This window comes from Micromonospora sp. CPCC 205539 (assembly GCF_036906815.1).
In the GTDB taxonomy this organism is placed as follows: Bacteria; Actinomycetota; Actinomycetes; order Mycobacteriales; family Micromonosporaceae; genus Micromonospora.
In genome coordinates this window covers 180,865-203,037 of record NZ_JBAKHW010000002.1, presented here as the reverse complement: position 1 = coordinate 203,037, position 22,173 = coordinate 180,865, and the positions used below count along the sequence as shown (strand labels likewise).

Here is a 22,173-nt window from a genome sequence, read left to right as displayed (position 1 = left end):
ATGACCATGTCGCTACCTGAATTCCTGCCCAAGCTGAAGAAACATCATGGAATCTACGTGATGTGGATGACCTACGAAGGCACGTGCGCTCTCCTCACAGGTTTCGAGGTGGGATCTGGCCACCAAGTCCTCAAGGAGTTCCACGGTTGGCTTGTGGCGCGGGGGAAGGGTCGTCCCGAGCTCTACTGGCCGCTGCTTGTCCTCTGCGAACTGTATGACGATGGTGCGCTGCCGGACATCAGATACTTCACGCCCAAGCAGGACGAGGAAGCCGTAAGCGTTCTCTTCACGCTGCTCGACGACTTTTTCGAAGCGCGCGGAGTGAAGCGGCCCGAGGCTTCCGCGAAGACAGTTGAGGGAGCAGAAATTTGATCCCTTGACCTGAGCTCGGTGGAGCTCAGCTCGCTAGCGATGTTCGTGGTAGGTCCGGCGTGGCTGCTCTCCTGAATTAGACCTTGGGAGGGCGGCCACGCCGTTTCCATGCTCGGCGCAGCGAATCAGTTGGGAGGGCAGCCGCCGCTTCGCGGACAGAACCTGCGACTAAGGTTGCCGCAGCTCTGTGGCGGTGGGGGCGGCGTCCAGAATGCGTACCTCGGCGGGCGAGGCCGGGTCGAGCCCGGTCAGTGTCGCGATGCGCTGGTGCCGGTAGTCCCGGGTGTTGCGGTGGATATGCAGCTCAAGAGCCGGCTGTCGGTGGTTGTGACCATGGTGGACGGAGCTGCGCAAGGTCTCCAGCAGGTACGGGTGCTCGGTGAGCGGATCGAGCTTGCCCGCCAGACGCCCAAGTCCCGCTCCCCGCCGCGTCAGTCGTTCGCCGTGGCCGCGCGGACCGTCTTGCTCGATGTCGCCGCGAGGGCGAGAAGGGCAAGCCATCCGGCCAGGCCGATGGTCAGGGCTTCGGCGCCGACGAGCGTGATCAAGGCACCGCTGGCGATGGTCCCGATCGCAGCGGCTCCGTTCGTGAGGGTGTCGATCGCGCTGGTGACTCGGCCGCGAAGGGCGTCGGGCGTAACGCCGATCCGGTAGGAGTCGAGAGCGACGTTGTAGATCGGCGAGACCACCGATTCGGCGAACGCCACGACCAGGAGCAGCCACCACGTCGGCGCCAGCGCGTAGAACGGGAAGGTCAGGGCCTCGACCCACAGCATCGTGATGGACAGTTTCCCGAGTGCGAATCGGCGGGTGAGAGCAGGTGCCAACAGGCTTCCGAGGAGGGCACCTACGCCGGCGCCGGTGAAGACGATGCCGACCTGGGTGGGGTTCGCGTGCATCTGTTGGGCCAACATGATGATCAGGAGGTAGCCGGCGCCGTACCGCAGGCTGTCTCCCGCATCGAGCAGGGCCATCGTCCGGATGACCGGGTGGCGCCACAGCCAGGACAGGCCGTGACCGATGTCGGCCAGGAGTTTTCGTGGTGACGCGGTGGCCGAGGTCCGCTCCTGTTGGAAGTCGGCGCGGATGGCCCGCAGTGCCACGGCCGACACCAGGAACGAGGCGGCGTTGAAGGCGAACGGCACCATCCGGCCCAGCGCGTAGGCGACGCCAGCCACCGAGGCGCCGACGATCCGGAGTGCGTTGGACATCGCCCCGATCGCTCCGAGTGCACGGGGAAGGTCGTCCCTCGTGACGATGTTCGGGAGCGCCGAGCTGTTCGCCGCGCCGAACAGGGTGCTGAGCACGCCGTTGAGCACCGCGACGGCGTACAGCTGCGGCATGCCCAGCACCCCGGCCGCGGCGGCGACGGGGACGGTGGCGGTCAGGGCCGCGCGGCCGATCTCGGACCAGATCATCGTGGTCCTGCGGTCCCACCGGTCCACCAGAGCGCCGGCCAGGAGGCCGAAGACGAGGTAGACGACGGTCTGGAGGCCGAGCACGATGCCGGCCTGTGTCGACGACCCGGTCAGGGCCACGACCAGGAGGGGCAGGGCGAGGGACTGGAGCTGGTCGCCGAGCTGCGAGACCAGTCGTCCGCCGAGCAGCAACCGGAAGTCGTGGTGCCGCCGCAGGTTGCGCGGTGGCGTCGAGGTGCGGAGATCCATGGGAGGTCCTGTCGATGATTGCGCCGACACGGCGCGCCGTCACGGGCTCGACGGACACGCGGGCACCACGCGATGCACGGCATCGCGGGGAGGGGCGGTGGTCACCGGGAGCCGCCGGAGAAGGGCAGACTCCACCCGCGTGTCGAAGCGTGACAGCTAGGACTTACGCGGCGAGAACATGACCGGGACCGTACGGAGAGGTCGTGGCGATCGCAAGCAACTTTCTGGTTCAGGGTGCGGGCGGGATGTAGGCGTAGAGCCAGGCGGTGGCTCGCTCGTAGACGAGAGGAATGAACACGCGCATGGCGAGGGCTTGCAGCCGTCGCCTGGCGGGGCCGGCCTTCTTGGCGCCACGATTGTCCTCGGCGGTGCCGAGAAGTTTGACGATGCGCGGCCGGCGTTCGCTCTCGTAACGGGTCAAGGCGTCACCGATGGTGGCGCTGTCCCGGAGGGACCGGGCGAGGACGAGGGCGTCCTCGATGGCCATCGAGGCGCCCTGCCCGGCGCCGACGGGGTGCGCGGCGTCGCCGACCAGCACGATCCGCCCGGTGTGCCAGGTCGGCACGGGATCGACCGCGTGCATGATCACGGGCGGGTGCAGGTGGGTGGTGGCCGCGATGACCGTCGACGGCATCGCCTCGGCGCGGTAGAGATCGGCGGTCCGCCGTAGCCACTCGGCGTCGGTGACGCCCCGGCGGTCCGGCTCGGTCGGGTCGGCGATCTGCGCCGACCACCACACCTCGCCGTTCGGAGCGGTCACGTGGATGAACGCACCGTTGCGGGCGAAGGTCATGTTGAACACGCCGGTGTCCCCGTCGATGCTGCTTGATACCCCGGAGATCGCGTAGAGGCCGGCGTACTCGGGTGTCGGGGTCGCCGGGTCGAGGATGCCGCGCACCGTGGACCAGATGCCGTCGGCGGCCACGAGCAGATCGGCGGTGTCCCGGTGCCCGCTGGCGAACTCGGCGGTGACGCCGTCGGCCGTCTCGGTCACGGCGGTCAGGGTCTCGCGAGTGGTGATGCGCGCCCCGGCGCGGGTGGCGGCGGCGCGTAGCGCCCCGACGAGCCGACCCCGCATCAGGGTGACGCTGTGCAGGGTGTCGGAGCTGCGGCGGCCGCGCGGAACGTCGCCCAGCAGTCGCCCGCCCGCCGACCACATGCGCTGACGGGGCACGTCGACCCCGGCATCCCGGATCGGCTCCAGGCAGCCCAGCGCGTCCAGGCCGCGCAGCCCGTTGCTGGCCAGGCTCACGAACGACCCGACGTCGCCGGCGGGATCGGCGTGTGCCTCGTACACGGTGACGTCGGCGCCGGTGCGGCGTAGAGCGAGCGCGGCGGCCGCTCCGGCGACCCCACCACCGATCACGACGACTCGCATGTCTCCTCCGTTTCACCGAATTCAGATTCAGTGAAATCGTGTTCGGTAGGATGCTGCCCTGTCAAGCCCGGTCAGCGAAAGAGAGCGTCGATGGGTGTACGGAAGGCGAAGGCGGCCGAGACCAGGGCCGCGTTGCTGGACGCCGCCCGACGCCTGTTCGCCGAGCGTGGCTACCTCAACACCAAGATCACCGACATCACCGCCACGGCCGGACGGGCGACCGGCTCGTTCTACGAACACTTCGCCGGCAAGGAGGAGCTGCTGCAAGCCCTGCTCCACGAGCTGGAGGCGTACGCCGACGAGCAGGTGGCTGCCGCGGACCAGCCGCACGACGACGACCTGACCGACCGCGACCATCTCCGCGAGCATGTCCTCATCATCTGGGCCGTGTTCCGCGAACACCGCCCGGTCATGGTGGCGTTGTTCCAGTCGATGGTGGCCGCCGAGCCCGGCTCCGGACGCGCATGGCAGAGCCTGATGACCGAGACCACGCCGTTGCGCGTACACCTGGAGGCTCTGCGCGACCGGGGCCGCGCGTTGCCCGGCGACCCCGAGCTGGTGGCGGCGGCGATGGGCGCCATGCTCTCGATGCTCGGCTACGCCCTGCTCACCACCGACGGTGAGCGCACCGACGACGACCGCGTCATCGACACACTGACCGACCTTCTCCTGCACGGCCTGGCCGGCCCCGGCGCAGCCCGCTGAGGGCTGGCCGACGAGTCAGTCGCCCCAGTCCAACTGGTGCTCGGGAACACCCATCGTCCTGCCGTAGTCGACGGCCTCACCCCGCCCGGCCTGGTCACCTCGGCGGTAGCGGAAAATGCGGTTCGCGGGCTTCCAGGTCGAGGAGGGTCCACACCGGCGGCTGTGTCGCCGCCACCGATGCGGACACGTCCTCTCGCCTGACCCGGGTGATGCGCATTCCTGCCAGCCGCAGGTCGACGCCCGGGAGCAGGCTCTCGGCAATCAACGTCCCTCGAATCATGGACCGAGGGTGTCAGCGCCGTACGACACAGCTCGGCCGGCTGGGCGCCGCTGCCTCACTCCCGGTGGGCCACGATGTTGATGACGTTGCCGTCCGGTGCGCGGACGAAGAACCGACGCACACCCCACGGCTCCGTGGTGATCGGGTGCACGATCTCGTAGCCGAGTCGCTGCGCTTCCTCATAAGCGCCGTCGACGTCATCCGTGTGGACGGAGATGACGGAGTCCTCCGGTGCGGTGGCGTCGCCGGTGACGAGCTGGACGTTCGTCGTGGCGTCGGGAGAGGTGAAGCGCGCCACCCAGCCCAGGTTGAACTCCTCGGTGCTCAGCCCGAGGTAACCGCTGTAGAAGCTCTTCGCAGCCTCGATGTCGGCGACTCGAAGGTTGGCCGTGACACGTCTCGCCTGCATGTGGTCCTCCCGACTACAACGAGCGTCAGGCCGTGATGACCGGCCAGGCGTACGCGAGCAGGGCGCACGCGGCACCCAGAAGCGCCAGCGAGACTCCCCGGGTGGGCAGTGGCAGGGCGGCCAGGGCGATCAGGATGACGGCGACGATGTAGAGAAATGCCTGGGCCGACATGGTGTTCTCCTTCAGCAGCGTGATGATGGCGGTCGATCGTATCCGGATCGCGCCGTAGGCGCTGGTTTCGGCGGCGGCGGCCGGTGTGGGCGGGTGACCGGCGGCCCCGTGACAGGGTGAGGGATGCTGGGTCGGTGCAGATCACGATCCTCGGCCCGCTCGCCGTCGACGGCCGGCCGGTCCGGGGTGAGCGGCTCGCGGCGGTGATCCGCGCGCTCGTCGATGCGCGCGGGCGCGCGGTCTCCACGACGCTGCTCGTGGAGGCGGTCTGGGACGGCACGCCGCCGGACGACGCGGCCGGTGCCGTCCAGGCGCTCGTCTCCCGGGTACGCCGTCTCGGGCTGCCCGTGGTCGCGGTGCAGGGCGGCTACCGCCTGCCCGCCGACGAGGTGACCGTGGACGCGGTCGAGGCACGGGCGCTCGTCGAGCGGGCGCGTGTCGTACTCCAGGCTGGTGACGCCCTCGCCGCCCGCGGCGCGGCCGACCAGGCCCGTGCCCTGTTCCCCGAGGTTCCGGAGCTCGACACCGCCGAGGACACGCGCCTCTTCGCGGACGTCGCCGCGCTGCGCGCCCAGGCCGCACTGGCCGGTGCGGGGCCGTTCGACGAGGTCGACCTCCGGCGGCTCGTGGCGCGTACGCCGCCGGACGAGCCGGCGGCCGCTCTGCTCGTCCGGGTGCTCGCCGCCCAGGGCCGGGACGCGGAGGCGTTGGAGGCGATCGAGCGACTTCGCACCGAGTTGGCCGACCGGTACGGCACCGACCCGTCGCCCGTGATCACGCAGGTCCATCTGGCGCTGCTGCGCGGCGAACTCACCACCCCGACCGTCGCTGCCCCGCCCCGGCAGCCGGCGCGGATCGCCCTGCCCGCCGCGTGGCGCCGACCGGTGACCGCCCTCGTCGGTCGGGAACGGGACGTCGCAGCCGTGGGCGAGGCACTCACCGAGGCGGCCCTGGTGACGATCGTGGCGACCGGTGGCGCGGGCAAGACCCGGCTCGCCGCCGAGGTGACGCGGCGCGCGGCGGCCGGCGGGCGTTCGGTACGGGTGATCGAACTCGCCGGTGTGCGCTCACCCGACGAGGTGCTGCCCACCGTGCTCGGAGCGTTCGGCGGGGCGGACACCGCGGCGACCGGCAACAACCTGGGCCTCGAACGGCGGGTCCTCAGCCCCGAGGAGCGGCTGCGCGCCGTGGCGCCGGATCTCGACGGGCTGGTCGTGCTGGACAACTGCGAGCACGTCCTCGACGCGGTGGCCACTGTCGTCGCGGACCTGCTCGCGGCGACGTCACCGGAGGTCGCGGTGCTCGCGACGAGCCGGGCCCCGCTGGGCCTGGCCGGCGAATCGGTCCACCGGCTGACCGCGTTGCCGGACGCCGACGCGCTCCGGCTGATCGAATCCCGGGCGAGGGCCGGCGGCGCGGTGCCGACCTGGGACACCGCGCGCGCCCTCGCGCTCTGTCACCGGCTCGACAACCTGCCGCTGGCCCTCGAACTGGCCGCCGCGCGGCTGCGGCACATGCCGATCGACGACGTGCTCGCCGGTCTCACCGACCGGTTCGCGCTGCTCGACGACGCGCTGCGTGGCCTGCCCGAACGACACGCGAGCCTGTGGGCGATGGTCGACTGGAGCCGGGAACTGCTCCCGCCCGACGAACGCGAGCTGCTCCAGCGGGTCGCGGTCATTCCGGCGCCGTTCACCGCCGACCTCGCCGCCGCCGTCGCGCAGACCACGGACGTACGGCGGGGGCTGGCGACGCTCGTCGAACAGTCCCTGCTGACCCTCGTCGAGGGGGACGGCCCGCCCCGCTACCGGATGCTCGAGACCGTCCGTGAGTACGGCGAAGCCCGGCTCGACGCGGTCGGCGACCGTGATCCGGCCATGGCCGGCCTGGTCGGGTGGGCTCGGGAGCTGTCCGTCGCGCTCGCCGACCGGTTCGTCGGCCCCGAACAGATCGAGGCGTTCCGCCGCTGCGCCGCCGAGCAGGACAACCTGGTGGCGGCCCTGCGCTGGGCGCTGGAACAGGACGACGAACCAGCGGCGGTCGACGTCGCCACCGTGCTCTTCCACCTCTGGACGGTGCGCGGACTGCACCTCGAGGTCCTCGGGTGGGCCCGAACCCTGCTGCACGCTGAGGACCCGGATCTGCGCCGACGCTCGGCGATCCTGCACGGCCGGGCCGCCGGCCGGCCGCTGCCCGACGCCGACCGACTCGCCTGGATCGGCATGCTGGTCGGGGTCAACGCCGGTGTCAGTGGCGAGCTGCGGCTCGCCGTGCTCGCCCGACGGGCGCTGCGGACGCTCCTCGCCGAGCGGCCCGCCGAGGTGTCGCCCCGACAGACCGTGCTCGCGTCGGCGCTGCCCGGGTTCGACACGTTCGATCCGGAAGAGAGCATGAAGAGCACCACCGAGTTGATCGCGCACCCGGACCCGTACGTGCAGGGGCTCGGCCTGTTCGCCCGCGCGGCCGTCCGGGAGAACGGCGGCATGCCCGAGGAGTCGGTCGCCGACGCCGAGCAGGCGTACCGCCGCTTCGAGGCGGCCGGCGACCACTGGGGTATGGCGATGGCGGCCGGAGCCGCCGGGCAATTCATGATCATGCACGGGAACGGGTCGGCCGAGTGGTTGGCGCTCAGCATCCGCCACATGGAGTTGATCGGCGCGACGCAGGACGCCCGGTCGATCCGGGTCCGGCTGGACGTACAACTCGCCCTGACCGGCGACGCCGAGGCGGAACGCCGGCTGAACGAGACGGCCGTACCGGGCCACGCCGAGGAGATCGACGTCGCCCAGGCGCGTCTCGGGCTGGCCCACCTCGCCTGGCAGCGCGAACGGTACGAGGAGGCGCTGCGCTACGCCGACGAGGTGACCGGGAACCTGGCCGTATGGGCCGGCGAGCCCCGACAGCCGCGCGCCATCCTGCGGGTCGCCGTGGCGGTCCTGCACCTGCGGGTGGCGCAGGTCTGGCCGGCCTCGCCGGAGGACGCCGACGGTCAGGCCGCCGCGTTGCTGACGCTCGCCCGCGACGACGCGCTGTCGTCGAGGGACCTGCCGGTGATCGGGTCGTGGGGGCTGGGCGGCGCCGAACTCGCGGCGTACCGAGGCGACATCGGCACCGCACGGGAGCTGTTCGTGCTCGGGACGCGGATCGGCACCCACCTCGGGTTCCTCGCGCCGCCCGGTGACGCCGAACGGCTCACCACTGCCCTCGGGAGCGAGGAGCAGCGTGAGCCGTTGCTGGCCGCGTGGCGCGAGCGGCCGGCCGCCGCGGTCACCGCCCGGATCCGCGAGCTGATGGACGACCTGCTCGCCTAGGTCAGATCTTCTTGCGGTACGCGCGCAGCGCCAGCGGCATGAACACCGCCACGAAGCCGGCGCACCAGGCGAGCGTCCACCACACGTGCGAGCCGACCGGAGTGCCGAGGAACAGCCCGCGTACCGCTGCCACCAGGTGGGTCATCGGGTTGACGTCCACGAACGCCTGCATCCAGCCGGGCAGGGTGTCGGCGCTCACGAACACGTTGGACGCGAAGCTCAGCGGCATGATCAGCGCGAACATCAGGCCCTGCACGGCACCCGGGGTACGCACCTTCATCGACACGAAGACCGGCAGCCAGCTCAGGCAGAGCGCGAACAGCACGGCGAGCAGGCACCCGGCGATCGCCTGGAACGGGTCGGAGTCGATCCGGAAACCGAGGAGGTAACCGATCGCCAGGGTCGAAATCGTGACGATCACGTACCGGACGACATCGCCCAGTACCGCGCCGACCAGTGGCGCGGAACGGGGGATCGGCAGCGACCGGAATCGGTCGAAGATGCCCTTGGCGATGTCGGTGTTGAGGTTGACGCCGATCGCGATGGCGCCGGTGGCGATGGTCTGCGCCAGGATTCCGGGCAGCAGGAACTGCAGGTAGTCGTGGGTGCTGCCGGCGACCGCGCCGCCGAAGATGTACACGAAGATGATGAGGAACAGCACCGGTTGCAGCGTGACGTCGATGAGCGCCTCGGGCGTACGCCAGGTCTTGATGAGGCTGCGTTTGGCGAGCGCCAACGAGTGCCGGACCAGCCGGAACGGGCGCGGGCTCGGGGTCACCGTCGAGAGCATGGTGCCGGTGGTGGTGGGCGGGGCTCCGGTCAGGGTGCTCATGCCGCGACCTCCTTGGGGATGGTGGTGTCGTCGTCGGATGCCGTACGCCCGGTGAGGGTGAAGAACACCTCGTCGAGGCTCGGCAGGTGCAGGGAGAGCTCGGTGACCGCGATGCCGGCGGCGGCGAACCGCGCGACGCTCTCGGTCAGCGCCGCGTCGTCGGTCACCGGGACCGCGAGCACGCCCTTGCGGATCTCGTCGGCCTGCGCGCCGGAGCTGACCTCGGACAGGATCGAGGCGGTCCGGGTGAGGTGCGCGGGATCGGACGGCCGGACCTCGAGCGTCTGTCCGCCGACGACCCTCTTGAGCCCTTCGGGCGTGTCGTACGCGATGACCCGTCCGTGGTCGATCACCGTGATGGCGTCTGCGAGCGCGTCGGCCTCCTCCAGGTACTGCGTGGTGAGCAGGACGGTCGAGCCGTTCGTCACCAGCGACCGGACCACGTCCCACATGTCCTCGCGCTTGGCCGGGTCGAGCCCGGTCGTCGGCTCGTCCAGGAAGATGACGTCCGGCGAGCCGACGAGGCTGGCGGCCAGGTCCAGCCGGCGCCGCATACCACCGGAGTAGGTCTTGGCCTGCCGGCCGGCGGCCTCGGTCAGGTCGAACCACTCGAGCAGTTCGGCGGCCCGCTTCCGGGAGCCGGCGCGACCGAGCTCCAGCAGGGTGCCGAACAGCTCCAGGTTCTGCCGGCCGGTCAGATCCTCGTCGACCGAGGCGTACTGGCCGGTGAGGCCGATGGTCTGTCGGACCCGCTCGGCGTCGCGTACCACGTCGAAGCCGCTGATCCGGGCGGTGCCGGCGTCCGGCGACAGGAGCGTGGAGAGGATGCGGACGGCGGTGGTCTTGCCGGCGCCGTTGGGGCCGAGCACTCCGAGCACGGTCCCTCGAGGTACGGCAAGATCCACGCCCTGTAGCGCCCTCGTCTTTCCGAAGTTCTTCACGAGGCCCTCGGCCTCGATCACCAGGTCAGCTGTCATGCCGTAGAGCCTGCACGGGCCACCTGACACCGCTCCGACACGCCACCGACACCCGACCGAGGCGCGGTCGTGCCGTCGCGTTACGGCATCATCCGTTCGGGATCATCGAGTACGGCTGCGGCCAGCCGCTCCGGGAACATGCGCCGCACACTCGGCCCGTTCTCGGCGCCGTCGAGTGGCTGCGTCACTCGGTCGCCGTCCACCCGCACAGGCTCGGAGACGCCGGAGGCGAGCCCCGGACCCCCGGTGCCCTCACAGTGCGCCCAGGCGAACGAGGTCGAGCCTTCCTGCCCGAGCAGTCGCACCCTGCACGTACCCGGACCGCCGAGCAGCTCGGTAGGAAGGAGCGCGGCGAGCCGCTGCTCCTCGGCCTGGACGGCGGGCGTGCTCCGGTCGGGCAGCGGGTACGGCGGCGGCTCGGAGCAGCCACCGAGCAGCCCGACGGCCAACCCGAGCCAAATGATGGCGCGACCGGTCATCCGTCGAGCATCCCACCCCGGTGGGGTCCGTCGGCACAAGATCGCGCTCGGCCAGGCACCCCGCCTTTGTGGGGCCCGTCGGCGGACAAGATCGGGCTCTATCGTGTCATCGGTCGGGCATCCCGCCTGCTTGGGGCCGTCGGCGGGCGAGATCGCGCTCGGTCGGGCATCCGCCGCCTTTGTGAGGCCCGTCGGCGGACAAGATCGCGCTCGATCATGGATGTAGTGGTATCCGGCGCGCGGGTGGCCACTACATCCTGGAACTAGCGCGAACGCGGGTGTCGACGGGGACCGAGACGTGGGCGTGGGCCATCGAGTCGGGCCGACTCGCCGCGAAGATCCGCGCAACTTCGGGGAAACTGCTGCCTCGCGGCGTGTCGAGGCAGCAGTTTCCCCGATAGTGCGCGGATCTTGGGCGCGGGGCGCGGGGCGCGGGGCGCGGGGCGCGGGGCGCGCGACGTGAAGGCGTGGAGGTGGCGCGGTTGTTTCGCGCTGATGAACCCATTGACATGATCGCGGTCGGGCCGGGACCATCAGCGACAGTCCACCACCCCTGGCTTCGTAGGGCGCGAGCCCTCATGACAACGATGTCAAACCCCCGAGTCCGAAGGAGAGTGTTCCTGCCGATCGCGGCAGCCACGGTCCACTCTGCCCAGACGTTCGACGTACTCGACCCGGTTCGAGGCGAAAGGCCCTGCCCCCATGTCACATCCCCGCAGTACACGCTCCTTGTCCCCCCGGATACTCGCCGCGACGACCGCGGTCCTGTTGCCGGTGGCGCTGGTCATCGCCACACCCCCGGCGAGCGCCGCGGCCGAGCCCGGCACCTTCAGCTCGTCGTTCGAGTCGGCCGATCCGCAGCCCGCCGAGAGCACCGTGCAGGTGGGCGCGAACGGCAAGCCGATCCAGGCGAACCTGAGCGGCACGGTCACCACCCTGCCCGGCAGCCTGCTCAAGCAGGTCAGTGCCATCACCGCGAGTCGCGAGAACCCACCGGGTGAGACCGCCGCCAAGCTCGCCGACGACGATCCGTCGACGAAGTGGCTGGCGTTCGAACCGACCGGTTGGGTGACCTACCGGCTGGCCGAGCCCGCGGTGGTGCGGCGTTACTCGCTGACCTCGGCGGACGACGCGCCGACCCGTGACCCCAAGGACTTCGCGGTGCAGGGGTCGAACGACGGCAGCACCTGGACCGACCTGGACAAGCGTGTCGGCGAGAAGTTCAGCGGGCGCTTCGCCACCAAGATCTACAACTTCACCAACACCACCGCGTACGGCTACTACCGGCTGAACGTCACCGCGAACTCCGGTGACTCGCTCGTGCAACTCGCGGACTGGAACATCAGCGACGGCTCCAACGTCCGGCCGCCGACCACCCCCATGGTCAGCGTCGTGGGCGCCGGCCCGTCCGGCGGGTACACCACCAAGCCGGAGGCGGGATTCACCGGTCTGGCCGCGCTGCGGTACTCCGGCGGCGCCGAGGGCGACGGCCGCTCGTACGCGACGAACAAGCTGTTCGACGTCACCATCCCGGTCGGACCCAAGACCCGGCTGTCGTACAAGATCTTTCCCGAGTTCACCGGCCAGGACGGCCAGTACCCGTCCACCTTCGCGGCCGTCGACCTGCATTTCACCGACGGCAGTTACCTGAGCGGGCGCTCGCCCGTCGACCAGCACGGCTTCGGGCTGACGGCGACCGCGCAGGGCGCGTCGAAGGCGCTCTTCGCCGACCAGTGGAACGCGGTGCAGACCGACCTCGGCACCATCGCGCGTGGCAAGACGATCGACCGCATCCTGCTCGCGTACGACAACCCGAAGGCCACCGAGCAGACCCGGTTCCAGGGCTGGCTCGACGACGTCGCGGTGACGGCTTCGCCGGTGTCGATCGACGGCTCGAAGCTCACCAACTACGTCGACACCCGGCGCGGAACCAACTCGACGGGCGGGTTCTCCCGCGGCAACAACCTGCCGCTCACCGCCGTGCCGAACGGCTTCAACTTCTTCACGCCGGTGACCGACGCGACGTCCGACTCGTGGGAGTACCAGTACCACCGGGTCAACAATGCGGACAATCTGCCCACGTTGCAGGGCCTCGCGATCTCGCACGAGCCCAGCCCGTGGATGGGCGACCGCAACCAGATGTCGGTCATGCCGGTGGCGGGCGACGGGCCCCTCACCGGGCCGCCGGCCAGCCGAGCGCTCGCCTTCAGCCACGACGACGAGACGGCGCAGCCGGACCTCTACCGGGTCGCGCTGCAGAACGGCCTGACCGCTGAGGTCACGCCGACCGACCACGCCGGGATCATGCGGTTCACCTTCCCGACCGGGCCGGCGACCGGAAGCCTCGTCTTCTCCAAGGGCACGTTCACCATCGGTACGGACGGCACGTACACCGGCTGGGTGGACAACGGCAGTGGCCTGTCGGCCGGGCGCAGCCGCATGTTCGTCTCGGGATCCTTCGATCGTGCGCCGACGGCGTCCTCCGCGACGTCCGCGACCTTCGACGTCTCCGCGAACCGTCAGGTGACGATGCGCATCGCGACGTCGTTCCTCTCGGTCGACCAGGCACACCGCAACCTCGACCTGGAGGTCACCGGCAAGAGCTTCGACGAGGTCCACGCCGCCGCCACCGCCGCCTGGCAGGACCGGCTCGGGCGGGTCGAGGTACGGGGAGCCAACGAGACGCAGCTCGTGACGCTGTACTCGAACCTGTACCGGCTCAACCTGTACCCGAACTCGCAGTCGGAGAACACCGGCACCGCCGCCGCACCGCGCTGGCAGTACGCGAGCCCGGTGTCGGCACCGACCGGCACGTCGACCCCCACCCAGACCGGCGCGAAGATCGTCGACGGGCAGATCTACGTCAACAACGGCTTCTGGGACACCTACCGCACCGTGTGGCCCGCGTACGCGCTGCTCTACCCGGACGTCGCGGCCAAGATCTCGGACGGCTTCGTCCAGCACTACCGTGACGGCGGCTGGATCGCCCGCTGGTCGTCCCCGGGCTACGCCGACCTGATGACCGGCACCAGCGCGAACGTGGCGCTCGCCCAGGCGTACCTCAGTGGGGTCAAGCTGCCCGACCCGCTCGCGGCGTACGACGCGGCCGTCAAGGACGCGACCGTCGCCTCCGGACGCAGCGCCGTCGGCCGCAAGGGCATCGAGAGTTCGTTGTTCCTCGGCTACACGCCCACCTCCACCGGGGAGTCGGTGTCGTGGGCGCTGGAGGGCTTCATCAACGACTACGGCATCGGCAACATGGGTGCCGCCCTGGCCAAGGACCCGGCCACGCCGAAGGCGGAGCGTGAGCGGCTCAAGGAGGAGTCGCGGTACTTCCTGGAGCGCGCCCGCAACTACGTCCATCTGTTCGATCCGAAGACGAAGCTCTTCCAGGGCCGCGACGCCGCCGGCAACTTCCTCGCCGGTGACCCGCTGGACTGGGGTGGCGTCTACACCGAGACCAACGGGTGGAACTTCGCGTTCACCGCGCAGCAGGACGGCCAGGGTCTGGCCAACCTGTACGGCGGGCAGAAGGCGCTGCGCGACAAGCTCGACCAGTTCTTCACCACCCCGGAGAACGCCGACCGTCCCGGTGGGTACGGCGGCATCATCCACGAGATCCTCGAGGCGCGTGCGGTGCGGATGGGTCAGCTCGGCATGAGCAACCAGCCGTCGCACCACATCCCCTACATGTACGACTACGCCGGTGCCCCGGCCAAGACGCAGGCCGCCGTGCGGGAGATCCTGCAGCGCCTCTACGTCGGCAGCGAGATCGGCCAGGGCTACCTGGGCGACGAGGACAACGGCGAGATGTCCTCGTGGTACATCCTCAGCTCGCTGGGCATCTACCCGTTGCAGGCGGGGTCGCCGAACTGGGCCATCGGATCGCCGCAGTTCACCAAGATGACCGTCCACCGGCGCAGCGGCGACATCGTGGTCAACGCGCCGAACAACAGCACGAAGAACGTGTACGTGCAGAGCGTCAAGGTCAACGGTAAGAAGCAGAACTCGGTGTCCGTCGACGTCGCCGCTCTCGCCAAGGGCGGCACGATCGACTTCCAGATGGGCTCGCGCCCCTCGTCCTGGGGCACCGGCCGCAGCGACGCTCCGCCGTCCCTGACCAGGGGCGACGAGGCACCGAAGCCGCTGCAGGACACTACCGGCCCCGGTCTGGGCACCGCGACCGTGACCGGCGGGCAGGACGCGTCCAAGCTGTTCGACGACTCGTCCACCACGCAGCTCACCTTCACGTCGGCGACGCCGCAGATCACCTGGGCGTTCCGCGGCGGCAAGCAGAAGCCGCGCTACTACACGCTCACCTCCGGCGCGAGTGCGGGCGATCCGACCGATTGGCGGCTGCAGGGCTCCAACGACGGCATCACCTGGACCACCGTCGACTCCCGCAGGGGTGAGGAGTTCGCCTGGCGCAACCAGACCCGCCCGTTCCAGATCGACAACCCGGGTCGGTTCACTCAGTTCCGGCTCGCCGTGACGAAGACCGTCGGCGCCGCGCCGACGAACCTCGCCGAGGTCGAGCTGCTCGTCGGCGGCGACGTCGAGCTCGGCGGTGGCGACATCGCGGTGACCGCCGCGACCAGCGTGCACGCGACCACGGGTGCACCCGTGTCGGTGCCGCTGGCCACCGTCACCGGTGGCACGGCCGGTAGCTACCAGGCCACGATCGACTGGGGTGACGGCTCGCCGACCACCGAGGGCACCCTGACGCTGAGCTCGCGGGCGGTCTACAGCGTCAGCGGCTCGCACACCTACGCCACGCCCGGTTACCACCAGGCGAGCGTCACGGTGACCGATGGCAGTGGTCAGGGTTCGGTGACGGTCGGCGTCGACGTGGCGTACGCGCCCGCCTCCGGGCTGACCGCGGCCTTCGACACCGTCTGCATCGGTGACGAGGGCGCCCTCGCGGCGGACTGCGACGCCAAGCAGTGGGCGTACTCGCGTGCCGCCCTCGCGGCGGCCGGTGTCACCCAGGGCCAGCAGAAGCAGGTGCCCGGAACGGCGCTGCACTTCACGCTGCCGGCGGTCCCGGCGGGGCAGCCGGACAACGCCACCGGCAACGGTAAGACGGTGGTGCTCAACCTTCCGGCCGACGCCAAGAGCATCTCGTTCATCGGCGCCGGCACGCAGGGCAACCAGAGCACCACCGGCACGGCGACGTTCAGTGACGGCAGCACGGCCAGCATTCCGATCCAGATGAGTGACTGGACGCTGGGCGGCAACCCCAACGGCACCCCGTCGTACGGGAACATCGTCATCGCCAAGTCCGCGTACCGACTGAGCGGCACGAGTCGGGACGGCGCGCAGCCGTTCCTGTTCGCCACCGCGCCGTACCAGATCCCCACGGGCAAGACGCTCGTGTCGGTGACCCTGCCGACGCAGACCGGCAACCCCGGCTCGGACGGCCGGATCCACGTGTTCGCCGTCGCCGACGACGGCACCCCGGCCGCCCCGCTGGCGACCGTCGCCCCGAACGGTCAGACGGCCACCGCGGGTCAGGTCCTCTCGGCGAACCTCGGCTCGGTGACCGGCGGCGTTCCCGGCTCGACGGGCTACCACGCCCGCGTCCAGTGGGGTGACGGCACGGTTCCGCAGGACGTCACGATCAGCGCGTCCGGGGCGTTGAGCGGGCAGCACACGTACGCGCAGGAGGGCACGTACACGGCGCACGTCACGGCCTGGGACACCCTGTCCAGCAGGACCGAGACGTTCACCGTGACCGTGGCCCGCGCTGGGCTCCAGCCGGCGATCGCGGTGTCCGCGGCCGCCACTGTCACCACCGGTGACGCGGTCACCGTCAACGGCAGCGGATTCGCCGCCGGTGAGCAGGTGACCGTGGTTCTCGGCACCAGTCCGGCGCGTACCTTGAAGGTCACGGCCTCGGCGGCGGGGGCGGTCCGCGCCTCGGTGCCGACGTCCGACGACGCGCAGCCCGGCCGGTACTCGATCACCGCTACCGGCGCGTCCTCGCGGACGCCGGCGACGGCCACCGTCCAGGTGACCGAGCAGCCGGAAGCGCCGGCCTACCAGCCGGCGGTGGCGCTGCTGACCACATCGGGCCCGCGCGGTACGTCGATCACCCTCGACGGTTCCGGCTTCGCGCCGAACGAGGCGGTCACGATCACCTTCGGGAACGGTCTCGCGGTCAGCACCGTGCGCGCGAATGGTGACGGCGTCATCTCCGGGGCGACCGTCAGCGTTCCGGGGGCGGCCAAGGCCGGCTCGACCAGCGTCGCGCTGGCGGGTGCCACGTCGGCGACGCGGGTGGTCCTACCCTTCACCGTCACCGCCGTCCGGTAACGCGGGTGGCGGTACCGCCGGGGTGGGTCGTGATCACGACCCACCCCGGCGGCGTATCCGCCCAATGGCCGGCCGGCCCGCGATGGGGCCCGAACGGCCCCTCCGTCGCAACGACATCCATGGAAGTCTGACCACCGCATACCTGTCGTCCGCAACCGGAGGAACAACCATGCACCCGTCCCCCGTCCGGCGTCTGCTCGCCGGGCTGGCAGTCGTCGGCGCGCTCGTCACCGCGTCCACCAGCATTCCCGCCGCCGCGGCGCCACCCGCTGACATCGCGCTGTACGCCAACCCCGCGATCGTCGCGGTGGACGGCCCGCATAAGTACGTCACGCTCCTCTCGCCGATCAACCGGTCTCTCGGCAAGTACACGGTGCGGGTGGACCGCAGCGCGGTCGCCGGCTTCGCCCAGGTCGTCGAGGGCGAGGGTCGGACCACCTGCACGACGGCGGGCGAGGTCATCACCTGCGCGGTGGACAGCGCGACCGAGGAGGACAACGACCTGCTCACCCTCGAGGTGCGGGCGCGGCCGGGGGCGACGGTGGGCCAGCGCGGCGACCTGGTGCTCACGGTCACCTCGCCGGGCGTGGGCACCGACACCTACCGCTCCACGGTCAGCATCGGCGAGGGGGTCGACCTCGCGGCGGGGCCCGACCTCGACCTCAACGGCAAGCTCGGCGGTCAGGTCGGCATCCCGCTGACGGTGGCGAACCGTGGTGCAAAGACCGCCCACGGCATGGTGTTGTACGTGACCGACTCCTACGGGTTCACCCTGTCCAAGCGGTACGAGAACTGCGAGTACGGCAAACTCGGTACCGCCTGCACCTTCGACGATTCGCTGGCGCCGGGTGCGGCGGTCCGCGTGGACTCGACGTTCGGCGGCACGATCCCTACCGACAGTTGGGCGCCGAACTACCACTACGGCTGGGCTTACTGGTTCACTCCGGCCGACTGGGAGGAGTACCGCTCGCAGTACCGCCCGGCTGAGCCGTTCGGCGAGAAGGGCACCGACGCCGCGTTGAGGCTGGTGCCGCTGAGCGGCGCTCAGGCCCGCGCGGCCGGGCAGACCGACGTCAGCTTCGTGGACAACGACACCTCGGTCACCGTGAGGTACGGCGGCGACCAGCGTACCGACGCCGCCGCGGTCGGCGCCACGGTGACCGGCAAGGTCGGCACCACCGTCCCGCTCTCCGTCGGCTACACCAACAACGGCCCGGCGCGCGCCGGCGGCAGCGGCCAGCAGGCGCCTGAATTCACCACCATGGTGACCCTGCCGGCTGGCGTCACCGCCGTCACCGTGTCGAAGTTGTGCGTCGACCCGTATGACGACGGGCCGTGGCAGCCGGGCAAGCCCGGCGCGCGGTTCTACGAATGCCACGCGATCGGCACGATCCCGCGCGGCGAGCGGGCGACCTTCGAGTTCCGGCTGCGGATCGACCGAGCTGGCAGCCAGACCGGCAAGGTGGAGCTGCGCCCCCGTGCCGGCGAAGGGCCGGTCAAGGACCTGAACCCCGCCAACGACACCGCGAAGATCGTGATCAACTCGACCGGTGGCGGCAGCGGAGGCGGCGGCTCGCTGCCGGTCACCGGTGCCTCCGTCGGACTGATCGCCGGCCTCGGCGGCCTGCTGATCGTCGCCGGTGTGGGCGGGTACCTGCTGGCCCGTCGTCGCCAGAACCGCTTCGTCGCCTGATCGACCCTGCGGCACCGATGCCCCGCCGACTCCGGTCGGCGGGGCATCTCCTTTTGGCATGACGCGTGCACGGATGGCCACGAGACGAATGATCGCCGGGGATCCGGCCGACCAATGCAGATGTTCGTCCTTTGCTCTGCTTCAACGGGCGCAACACCAACGTGCTGTCGGCGTTGCGCCCGTTGAAGCAGAGCAAAGGGCATCTGACAGGGACCGGGGCGGCGGACGGCAGGGGACAACGGACGGCAACGGGCCCCGACAACGCGACGTTGTCGGGGCCCGTTGTGCCGGGCGCGACAGCGGCGTTCGCGCCGCGACCGTCACCTCAGCGCGAGGGTACGGGCGTCGGCGGCGATGACACTGGCGACCGGGGCCGGCACCAGCTTGCCACCGCTTCAGTCGACGTCAGCCGGACGGGCCGGGCCCGACCAGCGGGGTATCCGGCACACCGCCCACAGCGATACGACCTTCATGGCGATCACCGCGACGACGAAGACCGTCGCGTAGACCGGCGACGGGCCGAACGCGACCAGCAGCACCAGACCCGCGGTGTTCGCGGCCTTGGCCGGGGGCGACCAGTTCCACCGGTAGACACCGCGATGGACGAGGTGGAAGTAGTTGATGCTGAGCAGGGGCCAGCGCAGGAAGCTCAGGCTGAGAGCGCAGTCCAGGATGTCGAACTGGATCAGGAACAGCGCGAGCGGCACGGCCATGGTGGGCCGCAGCTGCACCAACGCGGCGATCACGACCGTGCTGGAGATCCGGTCGGCGACGATGTCGAACACCGCGCCTCGCCGCGTCTCCTGACGCAGCCGGCGGGCCGCCTCGCCGTCGAGGATGTCGCCGATCCAGTACACGGCGATCGAGGCCAGCGTGAACATGGTGCTGCCGCTCAGGATCGCCGGGATCGCGAGGGCGACGCAGGCGATGAGCCGAACGGCGGTGATGACGTTCGGGATCGTGCGCACCGGCCCGTCCGTGCCGAAGGCCCAACCGTGCACGGGAGCGGTCGGTGGGGCGTGAAGCGCGGTCATGCGATCACCTCCTGGCCAGTAAGTCTTGGTACCTGCGGAAATGGTGTCAACCGGTCCACCCGACGTGCGCCAGCTGGGGGAGCAGGCTCACGGTGATGAAGCGCGCCGTCCGGCCCACGAAGCAGGCGGCGGCGAAGGCCGTCACCGGCATCCGGGTCGGTGCCACGACGAACACGGTCAACAGCAGTGGTGGAAATCCCAGCGCCGCGCTGAGGAGCACGATCGGCACCGCCAACGCCGGTCGGTCCAGCCCGGCGAGCAGTCGACGATTCCCGCGCCGCACGGCCGCGACCGTCGCGCGCCACCCGCGACGCCCCGACGCACCGTCGGGCGTTGACGCAGCGGCGGCCGGTGGCGGCGTACGGCGGTGGCGGTCCAGCCAACGGCGGATCCGCTCGGACCGCAGGGTGCCGCGCAGGGCCAGCAGCATCAGCACCTTCCCGAGCGTCTGCCCCGAACCAGCGGCCAGGCCGAGCAGCACCGGACTCTGGTCGGTCGTGGCGGCCGCGCCGAGCAGGGTGCCCTCGACGGGAAGCGCTGGAATGAAGGCGGACGCCAGGGCTGCGAGGAAGACCCCGGCGAAGGTGCTCAGCACGCGGCAGGTCGCAGCGGTCGGGAAAGGGACACGATGGGCCGCGCTCCTAGCCTCCGTCATGTCAACGTACGCCGGCCGAACCACGGCGCGGGATACCGCCTGGCTCTGCCTCGCAGGTGGAGGTCGAGCGTAACCGATGCGGCCGTATCGAGGTGTCACACCGGGCGGGACTCAGGGTTACTGGGGTGAAAGACCTGAATCAGAATCCAGGGCCGTGCCCGGAGGTCGGTCCGCCTCGGCGACCAGATGATGGTCGACATGAAACGTGCTGCGGTTTTTGTGATCGCCGGCCCGGTCGGCGTCGCGGCCTACGGACTCGCGCGACTGTGGGGCAGGTCCGACGGGGTGTACGGCCCAGGGTTCGACTGGCAGGTCGCTCATCTGCTCGGTCTCGCGGGCATGGTGTGCTTCGTTCCGGCGGTGCTCGCGCTGGCCCGCCTGCTGCCGTCCAGCCCGTGGCGGACCGGCGTGGTGGCCGTGACGCTGGTCGGCCTCGCCGCCACGATGGTGCAGTTCGGCGCCGACATCGTGGAGGGGCTGATGGCCGCGGACCGACCGGAGATGTCGGCGCTCGCCGCGGACTTCAAGGACGTACCCGGCGTCGAGGCGGTCGTCTACGACGTCGTACCCCCGCTCTTCTTCCTCGGGCTGCTCGGCCTCGCGGGCATGCTCGCCGCCCGTCGGCGGCTGCCGTGGTGGAGCGTCGGCCTGTTGCTCGTCGGCATCGTCCTGCCGACGGCCACCCTCGACCTCCTCCCGGTCGGCGGCCTGTGCATGCTGGTGGCCCTCGCGCCCGTCCTGCCGGCCCTGCGGCAGCGCGTGCGTGCCTCCGACGCGACCACGGTCGGACCGTAGGGTCCGTTTCCCGCCAGCAGGTCGTGCCCCGCTCGGTGAGAGTGGGCGGTGCGAGTCGTTCCCGCTCATCTTCCGAAAGGCGAACCAATGCACGTGGTGCCCGGGCTCAAGGTCCTGTACTTCGGGACTCCGGTGGTGCTGATCAGCTCACGTAACGAGGACGGCACCACGAACCTGGCGCCGATGTCGTCGGCCTGGTGGCTGGACCAGTCCTGCATGCTCGGTCTCGGCAACAGCGGTCAGACGACCGCGAACCTGCTGCGTGACCGCGAGTGCGTGCTCAACCTGCCGTCGTCGGCGATGGTCGACGCCGTGGACCGGATCGCGCTCACCACCGGGAAGTCGCAGGTCCCGGCCCACAAGGCCGAGCAGGGCTACCGGTACGAGCCGGACAAGTTCTCGGTCGCGCGGCTGACCGAACAGGCATCGGAGGTCGTGCGCACACCCCGGGTCGCGGAATGCCCCATCCAGATGGAGTGCCGGGTCGTTTCCCATCATCGGATGGACGGTGCCGGGCTGGACGCCACGGCGTTCCTGGTCGAGGTCCTGCGAACCCACGTCCAGGAGGATCTGATCATTCCGGGGACGCGGCACGTGGACCCGCTCGGTTGGGACCCGCTGATCATGAAATTCTGTGAGTTCTTCGGCGGTGGGCACAACGTGCACCCCTCGCGACTCGCTGACGGGTGGAACATGCCGCACCAACTCCAGTCGACGGCCGTCTGAGCAGCCCGCCGTTCCGCAACCAATGGTTGCGGAACGGCGCTGCCCGTGGAGGCGTTGGCGTGCCATAATCACGGTGGTGCCCGTCGATACGGCTGGGCCTGGGGGAAGCCCTCCGCAGAGCGCGGACGGTGGGGGCGGACCCAGGAGGCCGCAGTGGACCTTGTCCCAGACGCTACCGCCATCTCCAGCCTCATCGACCTGCTCGGCGCGGTGCTGCAACTGACCGCCGCGGTGCTCACACTGCTCGCGGCCGCCAGCGTCCGTCGGCGCCGCTCCGGTCCTCGCGCTGACGGTGAGGACGACGACGCCGCGTCGTAGCCCTGGGTTGGTCGGGCGGAGCGCGGAAAACCGTAATTCGATCTCGTGCTCGTCA

At 70.5% G+C, this 22,173-nt stretch carries 19 protein-coding genes; 8 read left to right on the top strand and 11 right to left on the bottom strand.

The features are described from left to right. The gene (locus tag V6V47_RS03140) at positions 1-372 is read left to right on the top strand and encodes a hypothetical protein (RefSeq protein ID WP_334626419.1); all 372 of its coding nucleotides are present in this window, start codon (positions 1-3) and stop codon (positions 370-372) included. Positions 373-540: 168 nt separating this feature from the next. Here the strand turns inward: V6V47_RS03140 and V6V47_RS03135 are convergent, their stop codons facing one another. From V6V47_RS03135 to V6V47_RS03125, 3 genes are all read right to left on the bottom strand, one after another. Further along, positions 541-726 carry a helix-turn-helix domain-containing protein gene (locus V6V47_RS03135; RefSeq protein WP_334626418.1) on the bottom strand — a complete coding sequence of 62 codons (186 nt, stop codon included), beginning with the start codon at positions 724-726 and terminating at the stop codon, positions 541-543. Between the two features lie 77 nt (positions 727-803). Next, positions 804-2,039: an MFS transporter gene (locus V6V47_RS03130; protein ID WP_334626417.1), complete on the bottom strand. Its 1,236-nt coding sequence runs from the start codon at positions 2,037-2,039 to the stop codon at positions 804-806. A 229-nt stretch (positions 2,040-2,268) separates the two neighbouring features. After that, complete coding sequence (locus tag V6V47_RS03125) at positions 2,269-3,417, bottom strand: FAD-dependent oxidoreductase (protein ID WP_334626416.1); 1,149 nt, start codon at positions 3,415-3,417, stop codon at positions 2,269-2,271. Positions 3,418-3,507: 90 nt separating this feature from the next. On the opposite strand from V6V47_RS03125, the gene V6V47_RS03120 reads away from it, so the two are divergent. Continuing rightward, complete coding sequence (locus V6V47_RS03120; RefSeq protein ID WP_334626415.1) at positions 3,508-4,122, top strand: TetR/AcrR family transcriptional regulator; 615 nt, start codon at positions 3,508-3,510, stop codon at positions 4,120-4,122. Positions 4,123-4,216: 94 nt separating this feature from the next. Here V6V47_RS03120 and V6V47_RS03115 read toward each other — a convergent pair whose 3' ends face one another. The 3 genes from V6V47_RS03115 to V6V47_RS03105 are packed head-to-tail and all read right to left on the bottom strand — an operon-like array spanning position 4,217 to position 4,983. After that, a complete protein-coding gene (locus tag V6V47_RS03115) occupies positions 4,217-4,402 on the bottom strand; it encodes a hypothetical protein (protein WP_334626414.1) in 186 nt (61 codons plus the stop codon). 55 nt (positions 4,403-4,457) lie between these two features. Then, the gene (locus V6V47_RS03110; RefSeq protein ID WP_334626413.1) at positions 4,458-4,811 is read right to left on the bottom strand and encodes a VOC family protein; all 354 of its coding nucleotides are present in this window, start codon (positions 4,809-4,811) and stop codon (positions 4,458-4,460) included. 25 nt (positions 4,812-4,836) lie between these two features. Further along, on the bottom strand, positions 4,837-4,983 hold the full coding sequence (locus V6V47_RS03105) for a hypothetical protein (RefSeq protein ID WP_334626412.1): 147 nt from the start codon (positions 4,981-4,983) through the stop codon (positions 4,837-4,839). Positions 4,984-5,117: 134 nt separating this feature from the next. On the opposite strand from V6V47_RS03105, the gene V6V47_RS03100 reads away from it, so the two are divergent. Continuing rightward, positions 5,118-8,294: a BTAD domain-containing putative transcriptional regulator gene (locus tag V6V47_RS03100; protein ID WP_334626411.1), complete on the top strand. Its 3,177-nt coding sequence runs from the start codon at positions 5,118-5,120 to the stop codon at positions 8,292-8,294. A gap of 1 nt (position 8,295) precedes the next feature. Here V6V47_RS03100 and V6V47_RS03095 read toward each other — a convergent pair whose 3' ends face one another. From V6V47_RS03095 to V6V47_RS03085, 3 genes are all read right to left on the bottom strand, one after another. Further along, positions 8,296-9,126 (bottom strand): ABC transporter permease, encoded by an 831-nt coding sequence (locus tag V6V47_RS03095; protein WP_334626410.1) that lies wholly within the window; start codon positions 9,124-9,126, stop codon positions 8,296-8,298. Beyond that, positions 9,123-10,103: an ATP-binding cassette domain-containing protein gene (locus V6V47_RS03090; RefSeq protein ID WP_334626409.1), complete on the bottom strand. Its 981-nt coding sequence runs from the start codon at positions 10,101-10,103 to the stop codon at positions 9,123-9,125. The genes V6V47_RS03095 and V6V47_RS03090 overlap by 4 nt, the downstream gene beginning before the upstream one ends. An 80-nt stretch (positions 10,104-10,183) precedes the next feature. Then, entirely contained in the window at positions 10,184-10,582 is a 399-nt protein-coding gene (locus tag V6V47_RS03085; RefSeq protein ID WP_334626408.1) for a hypothetical protein, read from the bottom strand. Between the two features lie 729 nt (positions 10,583-11,311). Here V6V47_RS03085 and V6V47_RS03080 point away from each other — a divergent pair. Both V6V47_RS03080 and V6V47_RS03075 read left to right on the top strand, forming a co-directional pair. Continuing rightward, positions 11,312-16,897 carry a GH92 family glycosyl hydrolase gene (locus V6V47_RS03080; RefSeq protein ID WP_334626407.1) on the top strand — a complete coding sequence of 1,862 codons (5,586 nt, stop codon included), beginning with the start codon at positions 11,312-11,314 and terminating at the stop codon, positions 16,895-16,897. 169 nt (positions 16,898-17,066) lie between these two features. Continuing rightward, on the top strand, positions 17,067-18,590 hold the full coding sequence (locus V6V47_RS03075) for an LPXTG cell wall anchor domain-containing protein (RefSeq protein ID WP_334626406.1): 1,524 nt from the start codon (positions 17,067-17,069) through the stop codon (positions 18,588-18,590). A 395-nt stretch (positions 18,591-18,985) separates the two neighbouring features. Here the strand turns inward: V6V47_RS03075 and V6V47_RS03070 are convergent, their stop codons facing one another. Beyond that, positions 18,986-19,624, bottom strand: a complete 639-nt coding sequence (locus V6V47_RS03070) for a CDP-alcohol phosphatidyltransferase family protein (protein ID WP_334626405.1) — start codon at positions 19,622-19,624, stop codon at positions 18,986-18,988. 46 nt (positions 19,625-19,670) lie between these two features. Continuing rightward, positions 19,671-20,168 (bottom strand): hypothetical protein, encoded by a 498-nt coding sequence (locus V6V47_RS03065; RefSeq protein ID WP_442934177.1) that lies wholly within the window; start codon positions 20,166-20,168, stop codon positions 19,671-19,673. A 309-nt stretch (positions 20,169-20,477) separates the two neighbouring features. Here V6V47_RS03065 and V6V47_RS03060 point away from each other — a divergent pair, with 309 nt between their 5' ends. The 3 genes from V6V47_RS03060 to V6V47_RS03050 all read left to right on the top strand — a co-directional run bounded on the left by V6V47_RS03060 (position 20,478) and on the right by V6V47_RS03050 (position 22,118). Continuing rightward, a complete protein-coding gene (locus V6V47_RS03060; protein WP_334626403.1) occupies positions 20,478-21,074 on the top strand; it encodes a hypothetical protein in 597 nt (198 codons plus the stop codon). Positions 21,075-21,161: 87 nt separating this feature from the next. Next, positions 21,162-21,800, top strand: coding sequence for a flavin reductase family protein (locus tag V6V47_RS03055; RefSeq protein WP_334626402.1), 639 nt, complete (start codon positions 21,162-21,164; stop codon positions 21,798-21,800). A 153-nt stretch (positions 21,801-21,953) separates the two neighbouring features. Continuing rightward, the gene (locus V6V47_RS03050) at positions 21,954-22,118 is read left to right on the top strand and encodes a hypothetical protein (RefSeq protein ID WP_334626401.1); all 165 of its coding nucleotides are present in this window, start codon (positions 21,954-21,956) and stop codon (positions 22,116-22,118) included. Positions 22,119-22,173: the final 55 nt, after the last annotated feature.

Bases quoted from the DNA above. Each gene is read 5' to 3' on its own strand.
- V6V47_RS03140 (WP_334626419.1), top strand. From the start codon at position 1: ATGACCATGTCGCTACCTGAATTCCTGCCCAAGCTGAAGAAACATCAT.
- V6V47_RS03130 (WP_334626417.1), bottom strand. From the start codon at position 2,039: ATGGATCTCCGCACCTCGACGCCACCGCGCAACCTGCGGCGGCACCAC.
- V6V47_RS03125 (WP_334626416.1), bottom strand. From the start codon at position 3,417: ATGCGAGTCGTCGTGATCGGTGGTGGGGTCGCCGGAGCGGCCGCCGCG.
- V6V47_RS03120 (WP_334626415.1), top strand. From the start codon at position 3,508: ATGGGTGTACGGAAGGCGAAGGCGGCCGAGACCAGGGCCGCGTTGCTG.
- V6V47_RS03115 (WP_334626414.1), bottom strand. From the start codon at position 4,402: ATGATTCGAGGGACGTTGATTGCCGAGAGCCTGCTCCCGGGCGTCGAC.
- V6V47_RS03110 (WP_334626413.1), bottom strand. From the start codon at position 4,811: ATGCAGGCGAGACGTGTCACGGCCAACCTTCGAGTCGCCGACATCGAG.
- V6V47_RS03105 (WP_334626412.1), bottom strand. From the start codon at position 4,983: ATGTCGGCCCAGGCATTTCTCTACATCGTCGCCGTCATCCTGATCGCC.
- V6V47_RS03095 (WP_334626410.1), bottom strand. From the start codon at position 9,126: ATGAGCACCCTGACCGGAGCCCCGCCCACCACCACCGGCACCATGCTC.
- V6V47_RS03090 (WP_334626409.1), bottom strand. From the start codon at position 10,103: ATGACAGCTGACCTGGTGATCGAGGCCGAGGGCCTCGTGAAGAACTTC.
- V6V47_RS03085 (WP_334626408.1), bottom strand. From the start codon at position 10,582: ATGACCGGTCGCGCCATCATTTGGCTCGGGTTGGCCGTCGGGCTGCTC.
- V6V47_RS03075 (WP_334626406.1), top strand. From the start codon at position 17,067: ATGCACCCGTCCCCCGTCCGGCGTCTGCTCGCCGGGCTGGCAGTCGTC.
- V6V47_RS03070 (WP_334626405.1), bottom strand. From the start codon at position 19,624: ATGACCGCGCTTCACGCCCCACCGACCGCTCCCGTGCACGGTTGGGCC.
- V6V47_RS03060 (WP_334626403.1), top strand. From the start codon at position 20,478: ATGAAACGTGCTGCGGTTTTTGTGATCGCCGGCCCGGTCGGCGTCGCG.
- V6V47_RS03055 (WP_334626402.1), top strand. From the start codon at position 21,162: ATGCACGTGGTGCCCGGGCTCAAGGTCCTGTACTTCGGGACTCCGGTG.